A 21,039-nucleotide genomic window follows, 5' to 3' on the forward strand; every position below is an offset into this window, starting at 1 on the left:
AAATTTGGAGGCTTAAATGATGACTATTCGTTTTTTTATGCTATTCGCAACTCTTTCTTTCCTAAGCTGCGCCTATTCTGAAACTCAACAAGAACTAGAAACTCGTCTGTTTCTCCAGCAAAAATACAAAGTAGCTGGCTGGTGTTTAGCTCCCTATAACGGCAAATATGTGAACGCCGAAATCTTAGAGATGAATGAGGATTCGTTTGAAGTTCGGATCATTGACACCTCTGTTTCCATTCGGAAATGGCCAACTATTTCTGTTCCCATACAATTTATTAAATCACTGAAACACCAAACGCACACATCGCTAGAGAGTCTCACTAAATTTTTAAAAGAATTTGGCATCCTAAAGACTCCAAAAATCGAACATGCGTATCAATCAATCGACAGGCAATGGTTTTGCTCTCAAAACTCTTATGATGATGCTGCTATCGACATCGGTTGTAATATGGTGATTTCATCTCCCCACATGCATATTTTTTACCTAGAGTTTTTAAAAAACCGATTGCCTCATGCAAAGTCCATTCTAGACTTAGGAAGTGGATCGGGACATTTAACAGCCCTACTTGCCCACTTAGCACCTAATGCAAATGTCATTGGAGTCGATTATTTCGACGAGCTTGTTAAGAAATCAAAAAACACATGCCATAAGTACCTTCCTAGGAAAGTCACTGATAGGATCAAGTTTTTGTCACTAGACGGAATCAAGGGTTACAAAAACGCAGCCCCCTACGACATTATTTGTGTAGGGTTCATGTATGATGAAATTCCATTCTCCTTAATCGATCAATTGAATGACGGTGGAATCCTACTCGTCCCAATCAAAACGCGTGAGTGCCCCTACTCTAAAAAGTTTGAAGGTGGCAGACTCTTTGTCATTCAAAAAAATAAAAATGGATTGGTAAAGATCAATGAAGGGTTTTCCTGTTCCTTTGTCTCTGCCATTCAAGATCAGGGTAAAAAAAAGTAGCCTTTTCGATAGAGCGTGCTCAACCTCACGGCCACGAGGTTGAGCACAAAGACAACTCTTTGTCAGAAGACTAAGCCTGGGAATACTTTGTAAAAAAAGTTTGATATCCAACATGTCGTGCCAAAAAGCTGACCAGATGTTATGATTGATGGGTATGAAAATTCTTGGAATTGAAACCTCATGTGATGAAACAGCTGTTGCTGTCGTCGAAGATGGAAAACACATCTTATTTCACCTGATTGCCTCTCAAGCTGAGGTTCATGAGCGGTATGGAGGCGTTTTCCCCGAAATGGCTTCCCGGCAACATATCGACCGCATCCTTCCACTCGTTGAAAAAGCGATTGAAGAAGTCGGCCCTGTCGATGCGATTGCGGTCGCAAATGGCCCGGGTCTCATGGGATCTCTATTGATGGGAACGACAGCTGCTCAGACATTGGCCTACAGCTGGGGTCTCCCATTGATTGGAGTCAATCACGTCGATGCCCACCTTTACGCAGCCATGATGGGTGAAGGTGCTGAGATGTTATTTCCCGCACTGGGAGTGGTCGTTTCTGGCGGTCACACCTTTTTGGCAAAAATCTCCTCAGTCGGAAGTTATTCTGTTCTTGGGACAACAGTTGACGATGCTGTTGGAGAAGCCTTTGATAAAGTTGCGACTCTTTTAGGCCTGCCTTATCCTGGTGGTCCCCACATAGAAAAGCTCGCCCAAGCAGGAGATCCCACCAGATATCCGTTTAAAGCCGGCGTTGTCAAAGGGCGTCCCCTCGATTTCTCCTTTAGTGGTCTCAAAACAAATGTTCTCTATACAATCAAAGGAAAAAATGGACAGCGCACTTCTCCCGATGCCGTCTCGGAAGAAGAAAAAAAACACATCGCCGCTTCTTTTCAACAAACTGCTTTAAAAGACATTGTAGAAAAAAGTTTGAAGGCCGCTCAAACCTTTCCTTGCCAAGCGATTTACCTTGGGGGAGGTGTTACAAATAGCCAGGCCCTCAAAGACTTATTTCAGGCAAAAAATCTAGAGATTCCCCTCTTTTGGCCCCCTCGAGATCTCTCGCTCGACAATGCCGCCATGATCGCTGGATTGGCCTATCAGCTCTATCAACAAGGAGCCATCGCAAGCCCCCTCGACATAAAAGTCTTTCCCAAAATAGATTTTAAATCTGCCCTCTGTTAGAATTGTCGAAAAAATCAAGGAACTGACAATGGCTAAGAAAGGCGCACGCGAAAAAATTCGTTTAAAAAGTACCGAAAGCTCTGAAGTTTACTGGACTTTCAAAAACAAACGCAATACACCAGACCGTATTGAACTCAAGAAGTACGACAAGAAATTGCGCAAGCACGTGACTTTTAAAGAAGCAAAGTAAACGCTTCTTAAGGAAGTCTGATGCATGCTCTTTGAGTTTTCAATTGCTAAGAAGTATCTCGTCCCCAAAAAGAAACAGCTTTCACTGTCGCTGATAGCCCTCATGTCTGTTGGGGTCATTTCTCTTGTCGTTTGGCTCATTCTTGTTTTTCTTTCAGTGACAGATGGCATTGAAAAAAACTGGCTCAAGAAGCTCACCTCTTTCAATGCTCCGATTCAAATCACTCCAACAGATGCTTACTATCAATCGTACTACTACCAAGTTGACAGCATTAGTGGAGAATCTGATTTCAACTACAAGAGCATCGGAGAAAAAGCCGCTGCTACATTAACCGACCCTTACAACCCAGAAGAAGACCTCGCCCTTCCCCCTTATTGGCCTGACCGAGAAGTGAATGCTGACGGGACGACAATGGACTTTGTCAAACTCGCATTTGGCTCAATTGAAAGACAAAACACCCCTCTCATCGCTCAAGATTATGAAGTAAGTGGAGCTCTTTTGAAGCTGCGTATGCTCCGCGCTCAAGGCCCCTCTTTCGCACCTCAAGAAAATAGCACCCAAAGCTATTTGACTCAGGCTTCGTATATCAACTCCTTTTCAGATAAAAGTCCCCATCTTCACAGCTTGATCGATCCGCCTCGTATCGAAGACCTCAATCACCTATTCTACCTTGCGGAGCTCTCGCCTGACAGTGCGACCGCAGATAAGCCCGACCGCGTGAGCAAAGGAACCGCTAGTGATCTACATACAAGTCTTCAGTCTCTCCTAGAAAACATCATCATTAAGCGCATGAGAAGTTCGGGACAGAAAGCATCCTACCTTGCTCCCATTCTCCCTGAAAATCAATCTTTCGATGTGATCGCTTATAAAAAACAAGGACGCATTTCCTATCTCGTCTTTAGCGACCAGGAGAGAAAAAAGAGTCCTTACTTTGAGAAAGGAACTTTAAAAAGGCAAAACGACAAACTCATCTTCTCCTCAGCTGAAGGAAAAATTGAACTAGGCTTTGCAACACCTCTATTCCTCGAAGAGACTCTCTCGATGGAAGCTAAATTAGCCCCTTACGTCTTGTCGCAAGTGAGAACTTTGCAAAACCTCAAACTTGATGTTCGTTTTACTTTGCAAGGACACACTGTTACAGGAACCATCCCCTGGGAAAGCCTCGAAATTGAAGATGCCATCGCCAAAACGTCATTTGACACTCCCCCGCATCACCCTCCACCGTGGACCTATCAAGTTGGAGGTCTTTCTGTTCTTCCCCAAAAAGGACAGGGAACAGCTGCAGTTTTACTCCCAAAAAACTTTCAAACCAACGGGGTAAAGATTGGAGACACAGGTTACTTTTCCTACAACGCTGCATCAACGAGTACCATTCAAGAACAACGTCTCCCAGTGTACATCGCAGGTTTCTACGACCCAGGAGTTATGGCAATTGGCGCACGTATGATTCTAACAGAGCCCGATGTCGTCCACACGATCAACACTTCTTCTCAAACCTATTCTTTTGATCAAAACATGATGAATGGCATCCAAGTTTGGTTTTCGGATTTAAGCAAAACAGCTGAGATTCAAAAAGAACTGACGGACGCTTTCAATCGCGCTGGAATCCTCCCCTATTGGAAAATCACTGCTTATTACGACTACGACTTCGCCAAAGATCTTCTGCTGCAATTCCAAAGCGATAAATACCTCTTCACGCTGATTGGAATCATCGTCCTCATTGTCGCATGCAGTAACATCATTTCACTTCTCGTCATCCTTGTGAATGATAAGAAAAAGGAAATTGCTATCTTAAGCGCCATGGGCGCTTCAAAGAAAAGTATTGCCTGGATCTTCACTCTTTGTGGCGGAATCATGGGCTGTTTAAGCACCCTCATCGGAACAACTGCGGCCCTTCTGACAATCCATAACATCGATGCCGTCGTTCATTTTCTCAGCTTTTTACAGGGGCACGATGCATTTAACGCCGTCTTTTATGGAAAGTCGTTGCCAAGCGAGCTCAGTGAAAGAGCTCTCATGTTTATCCTCATCGCCACACCGATCATCTCTCTCTTAGCTGGCCTTGTACCCGCTCTCAAGGCAAGCAAAGTCCATCCATCGAAAATTTTGAGGTCTGAATGATTCTAAAGGCAAACAAACTCTCAAAATCCTACAAAGAACCGAAAAAGGTTGAGATTCTGCGAGAAATCACTCTTTCTGTTGAAGAAGGAGAAAGCGTAGCCATCATGGGTCCTTCTGGAGTCGGGAAAAGCACACTCCTTCACATCTTAGGAACGCTTGAAGAGCCCTCTAGTGGCTCTTTAGAAATTTTGGGAGGCGACGCGCTTGCGAGGGATCGCTCAGCCATCCGTAACCAGCACATCGGCTTTGTTTTTCAAAATTTCAACCTCCTCGAAGAGTATCCGGTTCTTGAAAATGTTCTCATGCCAGCCAAAGTCGGGCGGAAGCCAATAGGACGTGGCAGTGACGCATTCACACATGCAGAAGCGCTTCTTGAGCGGGTCGGTCTGACTTCACATAAGCACCAACTTGCGAAGCACCTCTCAGGAGGGGAAAAGCAACGAGTTGCTATTGCCCGCGCCTTTTGTAACAACCCCGATTTGATCTTAGCAGATGAGCCCTCTGGAAACCTCGATGAAGGCAATTCTAAGTTGATTCACGAGCTCCTGATCCACTCGACTCGGGATTTTAAAAAATCCCTCATCGTCGTCACCCACAATGCGGCGCTTGCCGACCTCTGTGACCGAAAGTACCTCCTTACAGATGGCTCCTTGACTTCGATCTAAAAGAGAGGTACCCTTATTAGCATGGAAATTCTAGTTATTGGCGTTGGATACGTCGGTCTTGTGACAGGAACTTGCTTTGCAGAAATGGGACATCAGGTCACCTGTCTGGATATCGATGCGAAAAAAATCAGCGGACTCAAGAAAAACGTCATTCCTTTCTACGAACCCGGGCTTGAGGAACTTGTCCGTCGTAACCAAGATGCCAAGCGCCTCTCTTTTATCACCGATTATGCCGAAGGACTCAAAAAAGCTGATGTTTGCTTCATTGCCGTCGGAACACCGCCGAATCAAGATGGCTCTGCAAACCTCTCTTTCATCGAAGCTGTTGCAGAATCTATTGGAAAGCACCTCGAGCATTATCTTGTTGTCGTGAACAAATCAACTGTGCCCGTCGGAAGCGCTAGACATATTCAAAAGATCATTCAGCAAAAGCTCGATGAACGAGAAGTGAACATTCCCTTTGATATCGCGTCTAATCCCGAATTTCTCAAAGAAGGATCAGCCATCAGCGACTCGATGAAGCCCGACCGAATCATCATCGGCTCCGATAGTGAAAAAGCCACCACCCTGCTTCGAGAACTTTATTCTTCTTTCACGTTGAACCATGACCGTATTCACATCATGGACCTCCCTTCTGCGGAAATGACAAAGTACGCTTCCAATGCAATGCTCGCGACACGCATTTCCTTTATGAATGAGCTCGCAGGCCTTTGCGAAATGTTGGGAGCAAATATCAACGATGTCCGCCATGGAATGAGTGGAGACTCGCGCATTGGTTACCACTTCCTCTATGCAGGTGCCGGCTATGGAGGGTCCTGCTTTCCCAAAGATATCCGTGCCCTCATCGCCATGGCCAATCAAAACGGCCTTGACGCACCCATTTTAGAAGCCGTCCATGATATCAACGAAAGGCAAAAGAAAGTCCTCAGTCAAAAGATCTCTGACCACTTTGCAAAAAAAGGTGGCGTGAAAGGAAAAACGATTGCCATTTGGGGGCTTTCCTTTAAACCCAATACTGACGACATCCGTGAAGCTCCTGCACTGAAACTCATTGATTCTCTACTGCGAAAAGGGGCTATTTTACGCTTGTTCGATCCTTTGGCTCTTCCAAAAGTCAAAGAATTACTCAAACATAAAAAGAACGTTCACTTTTGCCTGAGCGAGTACCACGCTGCGCAGCAGGCAGATGCCATTACTCTTGTCACCGAGTGGAAGCAATTTAGGTTTGTCAATTTAAAAACAGTTTTGTCTAAAATGAAGGGCAATGCTTTTTTTGATGGCCGCAATCAGTACAAAGCAAGAGAAATGGCTATCAAAGGATTCCGCTACTATGGAATTGGAATCCCCAAACTTTCCACAGATCTCTTAGCTGAACTCAAAACAAGGGGCAATAAAAAGGTAAGTCGCTATGAAGACCCAAGATTTGATTACTCCTCATCAGGATTTGATTGAGCAAAGACTCCAAGCCATCATTCCTGCTATTAATTCTCCACACTCACTTCTCTACGAGGCTGCGCGCTACTCCCTTCTACTCCCAGCCAAACGAATCCGTCCTCTCCTTCTCCTTGCCGTTTTAGAAGACTTTGACTGTCCACTTGAATGGGGAATCGACCCTGCGTGCGCTCTTGAAATGGTGCACACTTACTCTCTCATCCACGACGATCTTCCCTGCATGGATAATGATGAACTGCGGCGCGGCAAGCCCACTCTTCACAAAGTTTATGGTGAAGCTGAAGCTGTTCTTGCCGGAGATTTTCTATTAACTTACGCTTTTGACGTTTTGTCACAAGCTCCCCACCTCTCATCCGAGACTAAACTCCGCATGATTCAACTTCTTTCCCATCGAGCAGGCGGAGAAGGAATGATCGGTGGACAGGTGATCGATATTTTGCACGAAGGCAAATCCATCGATCTCGATACACTCCAGCTCATGTTTGCCAAAAAAACAGCAGCGCTGCTTGCTACAGCACTTGAGTTTGGGGGGCTTATTGCAGGCCTAAATTCTGAGGACCAAACTCACCTTCAAAAAGCTGGCTTTGCCCTAGGTGTAGGCTTCCAATATATCGACGATTTGCTCGATGTCACTGGAGACGAAAATGAACTGGGAAAACCCGTTGGGTCTGACCAAAGCAATCAAAAGGCCTCTGCCCTCACTCTCTATACTGAAGAGGAAGTCCAAGAAAAAGCCAATGCCTGTTTCAGCGAAGCCCTGGCTGAGCTGGACCTCCTTTCAAAGCCAGTTCCTCAGCTCTTAGAGCTTTTCAAAAAATGTTTTTACAGATCTAAGTAAATCCATTGAAAATTACGCTAGCTATAAAAGGACTCAAGTCTGATTTCTGATAAGAGCCACAACTTACATGCAGCACTGGCTTAGCAACACCCCTTCAATGCCCCCAGTTTCTTAAAGATTTTCAAAAATAATTTTACAAAATCAAATAAACTTTATTTTAAAACCTGACCTCTTTCCAAAAATTTAAATATAAATAATTTAACTTCAGTTAATTGATATATGGTTAGTTATATTTAATTTATTATTATAATTAACTATGTTATAATATTTTATATAATTAATAAAAAAACAGAAGTACGGGAAGATAATGTCAGTTAAAACAGGACTGCCATCATTGGCGAGTCTGGCTGCTCAAACAGTTCTGGAACAGCCAGAAAAATGCATCCAAAGTTATAGAAAAAGCTCCTACGACAAATTCTCTGTCACTGTTGGTCAGATGACAGATTTTGATCTGCAAAGGTTAAAAAAAGATCTCGCAGGGCTTAAACTCCCAGAATCCGTTCTGGTTTACACAACAGGAAGTGATGCCAAGCTAGAAAAATCAAACCGCATCGAATCTCCGGTTGAAATCGTCATTCTTTGTAGCGAAGAAGATAGACAATTAGTCGAAAAAAGAGTCAACACCTTTGTCGAATCGTACTTTATCCCAATGGATGAGGATCTCGAATGGAAACCCCCTTCAGAAGATTTAAGTTATTGCAATTGCACCAAAGCGGTCATTCCATCTCGATTCATGCATAAAACAGCTCTTGTTGGAGAGCAAAAGACTCTCGATAGAATGAATGAGAAGTTTGTAAGCGAAGTTGGAGGAATGTCTGGAAGCACTCGCGGAAAGTTTCGTAAAGCTTTTGTCCAGCGTCATACCAAACAATTAAATGATGTGATTTCAGGAAAAGAGAGTGTAGATGTCAACCTAGTAAAAGGAGTCATCTCTTACTCAGGAAAGGGACGAAAGGCAACCAAATACTCTTTGTTAAGACCGATCCAGTACACCTTAGATTTGGTCGTTATCGACCGCATCCGCAATGACAAGAAAGTGTCAACTGAAGATTACGCGCAATTGATTACAGAGATGCCCAGCACTGTACCTGAACAGATTCAATACCTGTTCGATAAAGGGTATTTACCCAAATTATCAAAGCAAGATGTGACTGACTTGCAAGCAGCCTACAAGTTAGGTCTTTTTTACTTTCAGGTCGGGCAACACCTATTTTCAGTTAGCCCAGACAAAGTACCTATCAGTTTCTCCATCCCTGATAAGGAGGAGCTCGCGAAAGCCTACATGGATACTGATCGCATCTTAGCCAAAATGTAAAAGCGACGCCTGACCTGAGAACCAGGCGTCACAAGTTAACTCAGGGGGCGGAAGTGGGAAAACATAGATGGCCATACAGACCAAGGTTCCATCATTAGCAAGTTTGGCAGCAGAAGCATTTCTTGCTCAACCCGAGCTCGCATTACAAAGCTATCGGGACTCCAAGTATGATACCTATACAGACACTGTCAAACATATCACCGAATTTGACGTTGATAGAATGCAACACGATTTAGAAAGACTAAAACTACCCGAGAATATTTTCATTTACACAAGCGGAAGCGATGGAAAGCTAGAAAAAGCAAACCGGAGCGAATCCCCTGTGGAGCTTCTCGTCGTCTGCGATACAGAAGCACAATCTGAAATCGCTCAGCAAATTGATGAGTTTGTGCATCAAAAGGCAATCACAATTGATCACAGGATTGAGTGGAAAGACCTCAAAAAAGAAACACTCGTTGAGTGTAACATTACAGGTGCGATCTGTCCTTCTCGCTTTATGCATAATCTTCCACTTCACGGCACAGAAAAGCAACGCGAGGAGCTGACTTTGCAGTTTGTCCAAGAAGTTCAATCCATGTCAGGTTCAAACCGTCGTAAGTTCAGAGATAAATTCGTGAAATTACACACGAAGCAAATGAATGATGTGATTAGTGGAAAGGATACGAGAGATGTTAACTTAACAACTGGGGAACTTTCCTATTCTGGCATGGGTAGAAAAGCGACAAAGTATCCTTTACTTCGTCCCATCCAATATACATTAGATTTAGTTCTCATCGATGCCATCCGGTCAAAAAAAGCCACTCCAGAAGAATATGCTGCATTGCTTCTCAAAATGCCTCGCACAGTTCCTGATCAAATCGATTACATGTTTGTCAAAGGGCTTCTTCCAAAGCTAAAACCCCAAGACGTTACCGATCTCAAGGCAGCTTACAAATTAGGGCTCTTTTATTTTCAAACTGCGCAGCATGTCATCTCAACTGATGAAGAATCAAGACCCATTACCTTTGTCATTCCAGATAAAGCGGAACTGAAGAAAGCATTTGAAGATACCCAGGCTATTTTGGGCAAAATGTAATTCAAAAAAGATTTTACACAGTTGTGTAAAATCTTTTTTTTAGATGTGAGATACTCTTATTTCATGCTAGAATATCTTGTATGAGCACTATATCAGAAAAAAGATTGTATGACTCTGGTGAAGCTTTCTTACGTTTCAAGGAAGAGTTGGGACGTTACGAGTCTTCGCCAAACGTCTCTCTTTATCCTAAAGCACCATTTGTAGCCTGTGTTGACAAAGGAATTTTTGAATCGACAAGCACACGAGAGAAACTTGAAAAAATCATCAAAGCCTACTTTCCTAACGCAGAGTTCATCATATGGGTTGATACCAGTAAACATAACCCTCCACATCAAACCCATCTAATCAACTCTGATCGTTCCTGCAACGATTGTTTCCGTGGGATCGTGGAAGCCATTCAAGAGGATGGCTTTGAGCTCCAAGAGGTTGATTTGAGTGTCACGCAAAACACGATTGAAGGTATAGAAAAAACACCAGTAGACCTCAGTTCTGGCACCATTCATTACTTTCCTTCTCTACAAGCAACAAAAGAAAGCCTCCTCGTCCCCATTCAGAAAACTCTCTTGCTCTGTATTCAGCGTGACATCAAAAGTAGACACCACTGGCCCAAGGAATATGTTTGGTTTCTAAAACAAATGCCAACAACTGTTCCAGATCTTATTGATTTCCTATACAGTGAACGGACTCTTCCTGACCTTACGGAGAAAGAAGCCCATACTTTGAAAAGCGCATACGAGCTTGGTCAAGATTATCTAACTTTAGTGAGTAATCACTACGCCTCGTCAAGAAAGCCTGTTGAAATGAAGCTCAATCCAGACATGGCCGAAGAACTAAGAGTTGCCTACAAAGAAGTTCATGAAATTCTGCTCAAGCTTTGCTCACCTCCTAAAGATTCAACCCTTACGGATTCAGAAGATCTGTCAGATGGTAGTTCGCATAAGGTTGTTCGCTAGCAGGCGTTCCATCCATTCCTGCATGAGATACCCATAAATCTAACGTTGACGGCCGGAAAATCGCATTATGCAAGTTGGTTTCGTTTGTTGCTGGAGCCTTGATGATGTCCTGCAGGTGCTCTGCATCAATTTTTCCATACAGATCTCGGATCCGCTCTGCCACTACAGGGTATCTTTCAGGATACCCAAACCCACGTAGCACAATGCAGTGCTCTGGTTGATGATTGAAAAGGGCAATCAAATTGCCTTCATCATCATGCACTCGAAATTGAAACTCTGACTGAGACGGCGCAAATGACGGCATGAAAAACTTATCATCAACTCCTTTTTCCCCATAGTTTTTTGGCAATCCATGAGGCGCCATGAGCGCATATGAAGATCCTGGTTCAATGAACTGAATCTGACTTGCCGTGGCATAAACGCCAACGGCTTTTTCCTGATTTCCATCAGAGAGGACATAGTAATATTCGCAAGTCCGTGGAGAGGTTTTTAAAAGCTCTTTGGCCTCTTCTAGGGTTGCACTATTTTCCAAAACTTCTCGTATCAAAAAGGCCATTGGAATTCCATTCCAGTGGCCATACCCGTCGCCCCCAATTTCTCCCATAGCAATCTTCTTTTCGTTCATGCCGGTGACGCTTCCAATAAAACCAGCGTAACCCACAGAAACAAAGGCATGCTTGTCTTCGGGTTTCACCACCATGAGAATGGCGCTATGTTGTAGTCCTAGGACCGCCCCATAATCGAGAACACGTACGTGATAAAGAGAGTGATCAAATGTCGCTTCATTTTGAACCGTCAGACCAATGCAATGAAACATTTCGGGAAACAAATTGAGCATTAAAATCTTTTCAAAGGGAACATCCGCCCCATACGCTACCCCTCGCATTTCTTCAAGGTAATGAGAAGGAATGGAAGCGAGCAGAGTTGAAAGATGCGCATGGAAAGCCTTCACCCGTGGGCTTTGATCTAAACCGGGAGCGTCGATAAATCCTTCAACATTTTCCTGGATCTTTTCTTTAAGAAGCGTTCCATGTTGGACTCCTCTTTCGTAGGGTTTTCCTTCAAGTCGAAGGATCGTCCCTTGGACACTTTCTTCAAGCGTCCCGTTCCCTATACGGTAAACGAGCTCATCTGAGTGAAGAGCTGCTGTTGAAAAAAGGACTAAGAGAGCAAAGAGAAACCGTGTCATGAGAAATCCTATTTTTTTTAAGAAAAGCTTAGCAGATGGGGGTGAATTATTGAAACCCTGGATTTTTATTGAAAAATCTGACACAGTGGGACCTACCTCGAATAATAAAATCGATGCGATGAATCACTCCTCGGTATCTGCAGCCCAAAAAAAGATGGCTTCTCCTTTGCTGAAACGATCCTTTGATATCCTTTTTTCCCTACTCGTGATTCTCACCCTTTCGCCTCTTTTTCTGCTGCTTGCCCTGCTCATTAAATTTGATTCCAAAGGACCCATTTTCTACCTGGCCAAAAGACTCGGCAAAGATAGAAAAATCATTACGGTCTATAAGTTTCGAACGATGTACATCGATGCGGACATCCGCCTAAAAAAACTGATCGAAAACCACCCTGAAATGAAAAAAGAGTGGGAAGTTTTCCAAAAGCTAAAAAAAGACCCTCGCTGCACTCCCATTGGAAAATTTCTGCGCCGCGTTTCCCTCGATGAATTACCCCAATTTTTCAATGTTCTTGAAGGATCCTTAAGTGTGGTCGGCCCTCGCCCCCACATGATCGAGGAACTCGATGAAAATCCCAGCGGTCTTTTCCGCAAATATGCCGATACAATCCTCTCAGTGAAACCAGGAATCACCGGAATTTGGCAAACCTCTGGAAGAAACCACCTCTCATATGAAGAGCGCATTGAACTCGATTGCGCCTATGTCGGTAAACAATCCTTCTTTTTCGACCTCTTCCTGATTCTTAAGACGATTCCTTGTGTCCTGTTCTCTAAAGGAGCTTTCTAAATGAAACGTATCCTCGTCACAGGCGGAGCGGGATTCGTTGGCAGCCATGTTTGCAAGGCTTTGGCCCGGGAAGGTTTCTTACCTATCGTTTACGACGATCTTAGCACAGGATTCACATGGGCGGTCAAATGGGGGCCCCTCTTCAAAGGTTCGCTTGAAGATAAAGAGAGGCTGAAACAAGTCCTACAGGAAACAAACCCCATTGGGGTGATGCACTTTGCAGCACGTACCGACGCTAGAAAGTGTCAGCAAGAACCCTTTGCCTATTACCAAACAAATGTGGGGGGAACAGCTAACCTCTTGGAAATGGTTCAATGTTTTGAGATTCCTTATCTGATTTTTTCGAGTACCTGCGCCGTTTATGGAACACCAAAAGAAACCCCCATCGAGGAAAGCCATCCCACAAATCCCATCAATGTCTATGGGGAAACGAAACTCATCGGAGAAAAACTCGTTCAACTTTTGCCTCGTACACAGAGCGCCGTTTTGCGGTACTTCAATGCCGCTGGAGCGGATCCTGATGGAGAACTCGGAGAAAGTCATTTTCCTGCCACCCACCTGATCCCCATTTTGATCGATACAGCATTAAAAAAACGTGATGCTTTTTCCTTTTTTGGAAAGGACCTCCCGACCCAAGATGGCACTCCCATTCGAGATTACATCCATGTTTCAGATTTAGCTGAAGCTCACGTCAAAGCTCTAAAGCACCTTATGAACCACCAAGGAAATCTCACATTGAACCTCGGAACAGGAGAAGGTTTTTCGGTCCAAGAGATTGTCAAAACATTCGAAGCAGCATTTGACTGCCAGCTTCCCCTAAAAGTTGCCCCAAAAGCCCCCGCAGACCCACCTTGTCTCCTTGCAAAAAGTAGAGCTGCTCAAGAAATTTTAAACTGGCAACCAAAACACTCTTCCTTAAAAACCCTGCTTGAAACGACATGGAGTTGGCAAACGCGATGAAAAAACACCCTCTTTGGCCTTTTTTTCTCATCAGCCTCTTTTTTACCTTCTACTCATCAGCTCTCCTCCCTGGATACACCTTCATTCCTTTCGCCCCGTTTCTCACCATCGCCTTTAATCGGTATCCTTTAACGCGAGCCCTTTATCTCGCGGCTGGATGTGGTCTCATCATGGACCTCCTCTCAACACTTGCCCCATTTGGATTTCATGCTTTGGTCTATGTCATTGCTACATTTTGCCTCTACCGCTTCCGTCTGTTCTTCGTTGAAAAGGCTCTTGGTCTAAGCAGCTTTACAATCCTCTTTTCGGTTGTTTCGACACTTCTTGAGCGCCTTTTTCTCAACATCTTTGGGATTGCCATCCCGCTTACCTGGAAAGGAGCAGCAACAGACTTTCTCATAATGCCCCTGTTAGACGGTTTTTATGCTTTTTTATGGTTTTCTTGTCCTCTTATGTTGTATTATTTTCTTCGTCGACAATGGTTTCGCTTTCTTTTTTTCAGAAAAGAAACTAAAAAGAAAAATGAAGAGCCTGTAAAATAGTTTACCCCCATATGGATAAACAGTTAGATCTACCAAACCTTCTACGTTCGCGCCTCACAATGGTCGCAACTCTTGCTGCCATGAAGGCTGGAGAATTGTTAAAAAGAGCCTTTGGTACTCATCCAGAATTCACCACAAAAGAAGGACGTCACAATCTTGTGACGGAATGGGACAATAAAGCAGAAAGCCTCATTATTGATTTCATTAAGACCCATTTTCCTGAGCACAGATTTCTTGCAGAGGAAAGTGGTGAATCTGGCGAAGTTCGTGAAGGGATCCAATGGATTATCGATCCTTTAGATGGAACCGTCAACTTCGTCCATAGCATCCCAATGTTTTCAGTGAGTATCGCTGCAGCAGTCCAAAATGAGATTCTAGCAGGTGCCATTTATAACCCCATGGTTGAAGAGCTGTTTATTGCTGAGAAGAATAATGGCGCTTACCTCAATGGGACACGCCTTAAAGTGACAGAGACTGCAGTTTTGGATAGTGCGATTTGTGCTACAGGCTTCCCTTACAATGTCCATGAAAATCCCCTTTGTTGCATAGACCATTTCAATACCTTTGCAAAAATGGGAATCCCCTTGAGAAGGATTGGCTCAGCAGCTCTTGATCTAGCCTATGTTGCAGCTGGCAGATACGATGGATTTTGGGAAGTTTCGCTTCGCCCCTGGGATTATGCTGCAGGCAAACTCATCGTAGAAGAGGCTGGTGGAACTTTCACTAACTTTGCAGGTGAACCCTATAAAACATTCGAAGAAGGCCCCATTGTCGCAAGTAACGGAATTTTGCATGATCAAATTCTGAAAAACATCAAAGCGACACTGGAGAAATCAAACAAAGAATGAAACTCATCGATGGCAAACGCATCGCTCAAGAAATTCGCTCTGAGCTAAAACAAGAAATCGACCTCTTAGAAGGGAGAAAGCCCGGGCTGGCTTTCATTTTGGTGGGTGAAGATCCCGCCTCTCAAGCTTATGTCCGCATGAAAAAGAAAGGATGTTTAGAAACTGGCATCTACTCTGAAATCTTAGAACTCCCCGAAGCTGTATCTGAAGAAGTTCTGTTGTCTCATATTGAAGCGCTCAATGAAGATGACAAGATCGATGGTATTCTTGTACAACAACCTCTCCCCTCTCATATATCAGAGTCAAAAGTCGTTCAAGCAGTCGCTCCCGAAAAAGATGTCGACGGATTTCACCCCATGAACATAGGAAAACTTCTTCTTGGTGAAGAAGGTGGGTTTGCCGCTTGTACGCCTCTGGGTGTCATGCAACTCTTTAAGCGGAGTCAGATCGACCCGACTGGTAAACATGTTGTGATCGTAGGAAGAAGTAACATTGTGGGGAAGCCCCTAGCAGCCCTCCTTGTTCAAAAGAAGCCCTACGCCAACGCAACAGTCACCATTGCCCATAGCCGTACAAAAAATCTGACTGAAGTTTGCCGCTCAGCAGACATCTTAGTTGCCGCCATTGGGAAAGCTCACTTCATTCAAAGCGAGATGGTCAAACCTGGAGCTGTGGTGATCGATGTGGGAATCAACCGCGTCGATAAAAAGCTCGTAGGTGATGTCGATTTTGAAGCTGTCAAAGAGCAATGCTCTGCCATCACACCTGTTCCTGGTGGAGTGGGACCGATGACGATTGCCATGTTACTTTCAAACACCCTCTTAAGTTACAAACTGCGATGCACATAATTCTCCTTTTCCTTCTCCTCTTCTTGTCTGGCTGCAAAGGGAAAACCACAACCCATTTCCACGGTAATGCTCATACGCACAACTATCACATCCATATCGGTCATGCTCTCAGCCAACCTGAAAAAGAAGACGTCATCCGTATCTTGGACGATGTTTTTGAAACCATCGATCTCTATTACAACCATTGGAACCCCCATTCAGAGCTGTCGCAAATCAATCACCTCTATGTTGGAGAGTCCTATGTCATCTCTCCCCAATTGCTCGACTTGATCCAAGAAGCTAAGAGCATCACAACTCTCACTAATGGACATTTTGATCCTACCTATGGCTCCTTAACAAGCGTTTGGAAAGAGGCTCTGAAAAACCAAACGCGCCCTTCTTCCCTTGCCTATCTCCCCGTAGGGTGGGAAACATTTTCATTCGAGCAAGGTTTAGCCAAACGGCTCATTGAAGGAGCCAAGCTCGATCTTGATGGACTGATCAAAGGGTTTGCCATCGACACACTGGTCGAAAAGTTGCAAGAAAAGGGGTATACACATCTCTATGTTGAATGGGGAGGAGACATGCGCGCTCTGGGACAACACCCTTCTGGAAGAAGTTGGAATGTTGCCCTTCCAGGCTTTGAAGAAACTCCCATCTCCCTTGATATGGCTCTTGCCACAAGTGGTGTCCAAGAGCAATCGACTGAAATCGAAGGGAAGCTTTGCACCCATATTGTGATTCCTCAAACAAAAGAAGCCACCACATCTCTTGACACCGTTTCAGTCAAAGCGCCTACTTGCTTAATGGCCGATGCCTTGGCAACAGCTCTGATGACATACCCATCTATTGAGGAGGCCATTGATTACCTCAATGCCCACCATGAAAACTTTAAGCTTTGCACATTCTGGTTACAAAGTCACCAAGGAGAAAGGCAAAAATGGGAAAGTATACTGCCCTAATTTTTGACATGGGAAATGTGCTAATTTCCTTTAGCTTTGAAAAAATGCTCAGTCAAGTTGCCTCCACCACGGAACTACCTATCGAGACTGTGAAACGTCTCTTCATGAAGGATGGCATCGGAATCAAGTATGAAAGAGGCGAACTCTCCAGCAAAGATCTCTACAAGATGCTCTCTGAGCATGCTCCTGCTACATTTGATTTTGACAAGTTTATTGAAGCGGGTTGTGACATTTTCAATCCACGTCCAGAAATGGTTCAAATTGTGAAACGCCTCAAAGCAAAAGGCATCCGGCTCCTCCTCCTTTCCAATACGAATGAAGCGCATTACAACTACATTGAAAAACACTTTGATTTCCTGCCTCTCTTTGACTATCACATCCTTTCCTATGAATTGCATCATGTCAAACCAGAAAAGGAGATCTATCAAGCTGCACTCTTTCACGCAAATGCACAACCGCACGAATGCTTTTACATTGACGACATTCCCGAATATGTTTCTGCCGCAGGAAAGCTCGGCATCAAGGGGCACGTTTACGAATCTCACCCCCTCTTTTTAGAAGCTCTCCAAAAAGAAGGCATTCTTCAATTTCATGAATAGAATTTCACAAGATGGTTAACAATTTGTCTTTTCTCATCTAGTGAGTACTCTTTTTGTGCAGCCAATTGGCCTGATAGATACGCCTTAGTTTGAGACCGATCCTCTTGCGGAATACATGGAAATAAATCACCTACTTCTCGTTTCCAGTAATCCAAGACTTTCGTTTGTTTATCTTTGGGTTGTATACACTTGCTTTTGCGAAGAAAAATAGGTTCTTTTTTGGGCTCTTTGAGCTTCTGGAAAGAGTCTCGAGTTAGTACTAGATCCTTACCAAGGACTTTAAGGTATTTACTGGCAATGTTTCCTGTCAAATATACAAGATTCTCATCAAAATCTTTTAGTAAGGTTTGACAACCATAGTGCCCACTTCGATCTTTCGCTTTATTCAGGTCAAAAACGTTAATTACTTCTCGTTGGTTTGGACAAAAAGCATTTTCTTTACCGCTATCCTCAAGTTCTTTTAAAAAGTTTGAACCGATAGCAAAGGCAATCTTACATTGCTCATCACGAGTTTTGTAGTCAGCTAATTTTAGAGAAGTTGATCTGCTTTGGTATTTCATAAAATCTTTATATGCAATCAGAAAAACCTTGCTTACAAGCTTGGAAAGATCGGAATTTATATTCTCAGGCTCTTCTTCTGAAGAGTAAATCAGCGCATAGAGAAACTTGAGGTTTAATGAGTCTGAGTTCTCAACAAAATTGCTTCCTGAAAAACTTCGATAAGCGAGTTGTTTGATTCTGTTGATAGCCTCAACAGGAGAATCCTCATGAAGTAAGGAAATTTTACTAACTTCACCCTGCACTGTTGCTGATTTTTTTGTGAGATTTCCGATTAACCGTAAAGCAAATCTAGCTACGTTTAGAGTAGATATGGTTATGCCTAATCCTACAAGAGTCCACCACAATTGAGAATAAGAAACTTCAGAGCTTGCTGTCTCAAATGACTTTCTGCTATCATATTCATAAACGCATGTAACACCTTCCTCGACAGAAACCAAATCACTACCTGTAAGATTTGCAAGATCTACTAAGAGAACTCGCGAGCAATTATTGATGCGTGTTGCAATATCATTCACATCTGAAGAAACGAGTGTTGAAGAACTTGTGAATTCCTCTGTAACAAGCTTTTGCTCAGTGCTGATATCTAGCGGAGTACTGCTTGTGTTATAAGCGGGTATGTGCCGGAAGTATCCAACTCCGTTATTAGTGAAACCATTGATTGGGGAGGGAGTTGGTGTATCAAGATTTTCGGTTTCTGAGACTGTATCCCGAATAGCTCCATCCTGATCACCAGAGGTGTCTTTACCAGTGACGACAGTTGGGGAGGGAGTTGGTGTCTTAGAAGCTTCATCCGATGTCTCAATAACTGTTACTTCACGTTCAGTTAGGTCTTGATCACCAGTGATGACGATTTTCTCATCAGTTGGAGGAGTCGAAGTTCCAGTCTTTTCAATAACCCTTCCATCTTGATCAGCTTCTCCAGTTGAGAGTGTGAACTGTTGCATTGTTACAGGGTCTAGCTCAGTAATCGTGCTATTATCTGTTATTCGAGGAGAGCATCCATCTTTTGTACGCTCATACCCATTAGCACATGGCACGATGGGGTGAGTTGGTGTATCAAACTTTTCTACTACAATGTCTTTGCCTAACAGAGAATTGTCATGTTGACTTTCTTCTTGGACATCTCCCAAACCAGTTCCGACGCTTGAGAAGTCCTCTGAAGCAGCATTCTCTGAAGGGACTACAGTGGGATCTACTTCTCCTGATCCTACGCCATCTTTTCTCATGTAGACAACTTCATAAAAATCAATACTTTCAAGTTGTTCTCGATCGTCAACAAAGGGCGGCTCATAAGATGGCCAATGAAATCCAACTGGGTAATTCTCACCAGAGTCAGTCAAACCAGTTCCGTCGCTTGAGAATTCCTCTGTAACAGGGTTTTGCTCAGTGCTGGCTCCAGTCGTACTGTTGACTTTAGCCTGAGTTGAGAATGTATGATTAAAAAATGGGTTTGCACAAGTACTGACTTGGAAAACAGTGCCCATAGGAATACACTGATCACCGCTATCGAAATACTCTGGTGTTTCGCTTACAGGTGTTGGCGTTGGTGTTGGCGTTTCACTTACAGGTGTTGGTGTCTCAGTGGGATTTGTGTTGTTACCACCACTAAGCAAAGTAGGAATAGGAATAGCGCCAGCTAACATGCCTACACCAGTACCTATTACAATGAGAACAAGGATCCCAGCAACGGTGTATCCAACTCTTTTCTGTGTTGTCCAAGGCTGTTTTGTGAGCTCTCTAGCTTCGAGTCCGTGTTTGTCTAACTCAGCGTTGTATGCTTTCTGGTAATCTGTAGGTAACACATCCCATTCAGCAGTTGTTTCATCAAACTGAAGATTGAGCTGCTCGAAAATTTCTTTAGACTGTGTTTCTAAGTCTTCTTTCTTTGGTGCGGTAATAGGCCATGGAGCTTCTCCTGCAGCTATGAAAATCTCTCTAAGAACCATTTGCTGTTTAGGCTCTAGATTTAGGTAATCAGTTGGATGGGAGAGGTGATAAGCGAAAAAGTAGTTTGCTTGAGTTTTTGAAATTCCATCAGCAGATGTTGGAATCGTATCCAATGCAAATCTTGGTCCTGGAGAAGTGAGGTCGAGTTTGTAGAAAGCGCTTGCAAAAGCTTTGCATTGAGCTGAGCTCAATTCATGGCGCTTTTCTTCGCTCATTTGACAAATTGCGCTGTGGTACCAGCGGAGCGCTGTCTCTGAAAGGTCATCGACCTTGACACTCGATGCAAGAGTTCCAGGAACGACATCACATCCTTTTGGAGGAGGCACATCGTGCGCAACTAGGACTTGTGCTTGTTCAACTGTTGGTTTATCTCCGACGACTTCAGTGAAGACTTCAAGTTCTTCTTTTGAAAGGTTGCCATCTGTTTTGAGAGATGTGAATGGAAGGAGTGTTTGACTGTTTGCTTTGAGTTGCGCATTGAACTCTGCTTGCATGTTTAAAGTGTAGGTGTCCCAAGTCTCAGTTTTATCATCTTCAAATTGTTTTTTTCGAGTCCCAAGCTCTGTGGCAGGGATTTGTTTCATGTCGTCAAGACTGCTAATTCCTTTTAGCGCTGAAAAAGATTGTGCGAATTCGTAACCGACATGGATGATGGCTTTAACAATGCCATGGAAAGCAGTGAGCTGAAGGAGTGCATAAGGATTCAAGGCCATTCCAGTGCGTGTGGCAATAGGTTTTGCTAAAGCTGTTAAAAGGGCAAAAGAGGAAACGAGTCCAGCAATTTGAAAAGCAACTTTATATGTTGTGTCTCTTTCTTCGTTGTAAATTTGATTTAGAGTATCTGAAGCTGCTGATGCACATGCTTGCACGCCAGTGCACAGTGCTAAACCTTCAAGTGTTGAAGGTGTATTTAACCAAGAAATCAAAGGTGTTTTGCTTAGGGCAAAAGTCGATGCAAATAATGCAGCACTTTCTCCAAGAATCTTGTAAACGTTTGGTGAGACAGCATTAGCCACTTTTCTAGAATCCTCCAAATTTTTTTCTAGAGCGCAATAGTTTAA

Annotated in this window: 19 protein-coding genes; 17 read left to right on the top strand and 2 right to left on the bottom strand. The window is 43.7% G+C overall.

Annotation, left to right across the window (positions count from 1 at the left end):
* Positions 1–16 precede the first annotated feature (16 nt).
* The 10 genes from ACOOFG_RS07465 to ACOOFG_RS07510 all read left to right on the top strand — a co-directional run bounded on the left by ACOOFG_RS07465 (position 17) and on the right by ACOOFG_RS07510 (position 10,759).
* The gene (locus ACOOFG_RS07465; protein WP_420420852.1) at positions 17–973 is read left to right on the top strand and encodes a methyltransferase domain-containing protein; all 957 of its coding nucleotides are present in this window, start codon (positions 17–19) and stop codon (positions 971–973) included.
* Between the two features lie 154 nt (positions 974–1,127).
* The gene (gene tsaD, locus ACOOFG_RS07470; protein WP_420420853.1) at positions 1,128–2,150 is read left to right on the top strand and encodes a tRNA (adenosine(37)-N6)-threonylcarbamoyltransferase complex transferase subunit TsaD; all 1,023 of its coding nucleotides are present in this window, start codon (positions 1,128–1,130) and stop codon (positions 2,148–2,150) included.
* Between the two features lie 28 nt (positions 2,151–2,178).
* Positions 2,179–2,340, top strand: coding sequence for a 50S ribosomal protein L33 (gene rpmG, locus ACOOFG_RS07475; protein ID WP_013943291.1), 162 nt, complete (start codon positions 2,179–2,181; stop codon positions 2,338–2,340).
* 24 nt (positions 2,341–2,364) lie between these two features.
* Positions 2,365–4,461, top strand: a complete 2,097-nt coding sequence (locus tag ACOOFG_RS07480; RefSeq protein WP_420420854.1) for an ABC transporter permease — start codon at positions 2,365–2,367, stop codon at positions 4,459–4,461.
* Positions 4,458–5,126 (top strand): ABC transporter ATP-binding protein, encoded by a 669-nt coding sequence (locus ACOOFG_RS07485; RefSeq protein WP_420420855.1) that lies wholly within the window; start codon positions 4,458–4,460, stop codon positions 5,124–5,126. Before ACOOFG_RS07480 ends, ACOOFG_RS07485 begins: the two co-directional genes overlap by 4 nt.
* Before the next feature lie 21 nt (positions 5,127–5,147).
* Positions 5,148–6,578 (top strand): UDP-glucose dehydrogenase family protein, encoded by a 1,431-nt coding sequence (locus ACOOFG_RS07490; RefSeq protein WP_420420856.1) that lies wholly within the window; start codon positions 5,148–5,150, stop codon positions 6,576–6,578.
* Positions 6,535–7,416: a polyprenyl synthetase family protein gene (locus ACOOFG_RS07495; RefSeq protein WP_420420857.1), complete on the top strand. Its 882-nt coding sequence runs from the start codon at positions 6,535–6,537 to the stop codon at positions 7,414–7,416. Before ACOOFG_RS07490 ends, ACOOFG_RS07495 begins: the two co-directional genes overlap by 44 nt.
* A gap of 307 nt (positions 7,417–7,723) precedes the next feature.
* The gene (locus ACOOFG_RS07500) at positions 7,724–8,731 is read left to right on the top strand and encodes a hypothetical protein (RefSeq protein ID WP_420420858.1); all 1,008 of its coding nucleotides are present in this window, start codon (positions 7,724–7,726) and stop codon (positions 8,729–8,731) included.
* A 67-nt stretch (positions 8,732–8,798) separates the two neighbouring features.
* Positions 8,799–9,806 (top strand): hypothetical protein, encoded by a 1,008-nt coding sequence (locus tag ACOOFG_RS07505; protein WP_420420859.1) that lies wholly within the window; start codon positions 8,799–8,801, stop codon positions 9,804–9,806.
* 80 nt (positions 9,807–9,886) lie between these two features.
* A complete protein-coding gene (locus tag ACOOFG_RS07510) occupies positions 9,887–10,759 on the top strand; it encodes a hypothetical protein (protein ID WP_420420860.1) in 873 nt (290 codons plus the stop codon).
* On the opposite strand, the gene ACOOFG_RS07515 is transcribed toward ACOOFG_RS07510, so the two are convergent.
* Positions 10,707–11,948 carry a C45 family autoproteolytic acyltransferase/hydolase gene (locus ACOOFG_RS07515; RefSeq protein ID WP_420420861.1) on the bottom strand — a complete coding sequence of 414 codons (1,242 nt, stop codon included), beginning with the start codon at positions 11,946–11,948 and terminating at the stop codon, positions 10,707–10,709. The genes ACOOFG_RS07510 and ACOOFG_RS07515 overlap by 53 nt on opposite strands.
* Between ACOOFG_RS07515 and ACOOFG_RS07520 the strand changes: the two genes are divergently transcribed.
* Genes ACOOFG_RS07520 through ACOOFG_RS07550 form a run of 7 tightly spaced genes read left to right on the top strand, consistent with a single transcriptional unit; the run spans position 11,947 to position 17,470 of the window.
* Positions 11,947–12,732 carry a sugar transferase gene (locus tag ACOOFG_RS07520; RefSeq protein ID WP_420420862.1) on the top strand — a complete coding sequence of 262 codons (786 nt, stop codon included), beginning with the start codon at positions 11,947–11,949 and terminating at the stop codon, positions 12,730–12,732. The two genes, ACOOFG_RS07515 and ACOOFG_RS07520, sit on opposite strands and share 2 nt — an antisense overlap.
* Positions 12,733–13,692 carry a UDP-glucose 4-epimerase GalE gene (galE, locus tag ACOOFG_RS07525; RefSeq protein WP_420420863.1) on the top strand — a complete coding sequence of 320 codons (960 nt, stop codon included), beginning with the start codon at positions 12,733–12,735 and terminating at the stop codon, positions 13,690–13,692.
* Positions 13,689–14,234, top strand: a complete 546-nt coding sequence (locus ACOOFG_RS07530) for a hypothetical protein (RefSeq protein ID WP_420420864.1) — start codon at positions 13,689–13,691, stop codon at positions 14,232–14,234. The genes galE and ACOOFG_RS07530 overlap by 4 nt, the downstream gene beginning before the upstream one ends.
* Before the next feature lie 11 nt (positions 14,235–14,245).
* Entirely contained in the window at positions 14,246–15,082 is an 837-nt protein-coding gene (locus tag ACOOFG_RS07535; protein ID WP_420420865.1) for an inositol monophosphatase family protein, read from the top strand.
* Entirely contained in the window at positions 15,079–15,930 is an 852-nt protein-coding gene (folD, locus tag ACOOFG_RS07540; protein ID WP_420420866.1) for a bifunctional methylenetetrahydrofolate dehydrogenase/methenyltetrahydrofolate cyclohydrolase FolD, read from the top strand. The genes ACOOFG_RS07535 and folD overlap by 4 nt, the downstream gene beginning before the upstream one ends.
* Positions 15,921–16,871: an FAD:protein FMN transferase gene (locus tag ACOOFG_RS07545; protein ID WP_420420867.1), complete on the top strand. Its 951-nt coding sequence runs from the start codon at positions 15,921–15,923 to the stop codon at positions 16,869–16,871. The genes folD and ACOOFG_RS07545 overlap by 10 nt, the downstream gene beginning before the upstream one ends.
* A complete protein-coding gene (locus tag ACOOFG_RS07550; protein ID WP_420420868.1) occupies positions 16,850–17,470 on the top strand; it encodes an HAD family hydrolase in 621 nt (206 codons plus the stop codon). The genes ACOOFG_RS07545 and ACOOFG_RS07550 overlap by 22 nt, the downstream gene beginning before the upstream one ends.
* Here ACOOFG_RS07550 and ACOOFG_RS07555 read toward each other — a convergent pair.
* On the bottom strand, positions 17,461–20,994 hold the full coding sequence (locus ACOOFG_RS07555) for a hypothetical protein (RefSeq protein ID WP_420420869.1): 3,534 nt from the start codon (positions 20,992–20,994) through the stop codon (positions 17,461–17,463). The genes ACOOFG_RS07550 and ACOOFG_RS07555 overlap by 10 nt on opposite strands.
* Between the last annotated feature and the right edge of the window lie 45 nt (positions 20,995–21,039).

The organism is Simkania sp., assembly GCF_965215465.1.
Lineage (GTDB): Bacteria > Chlamydiota > Chlamydiia > Chlamydiales > Simkaniaceae > Simkania.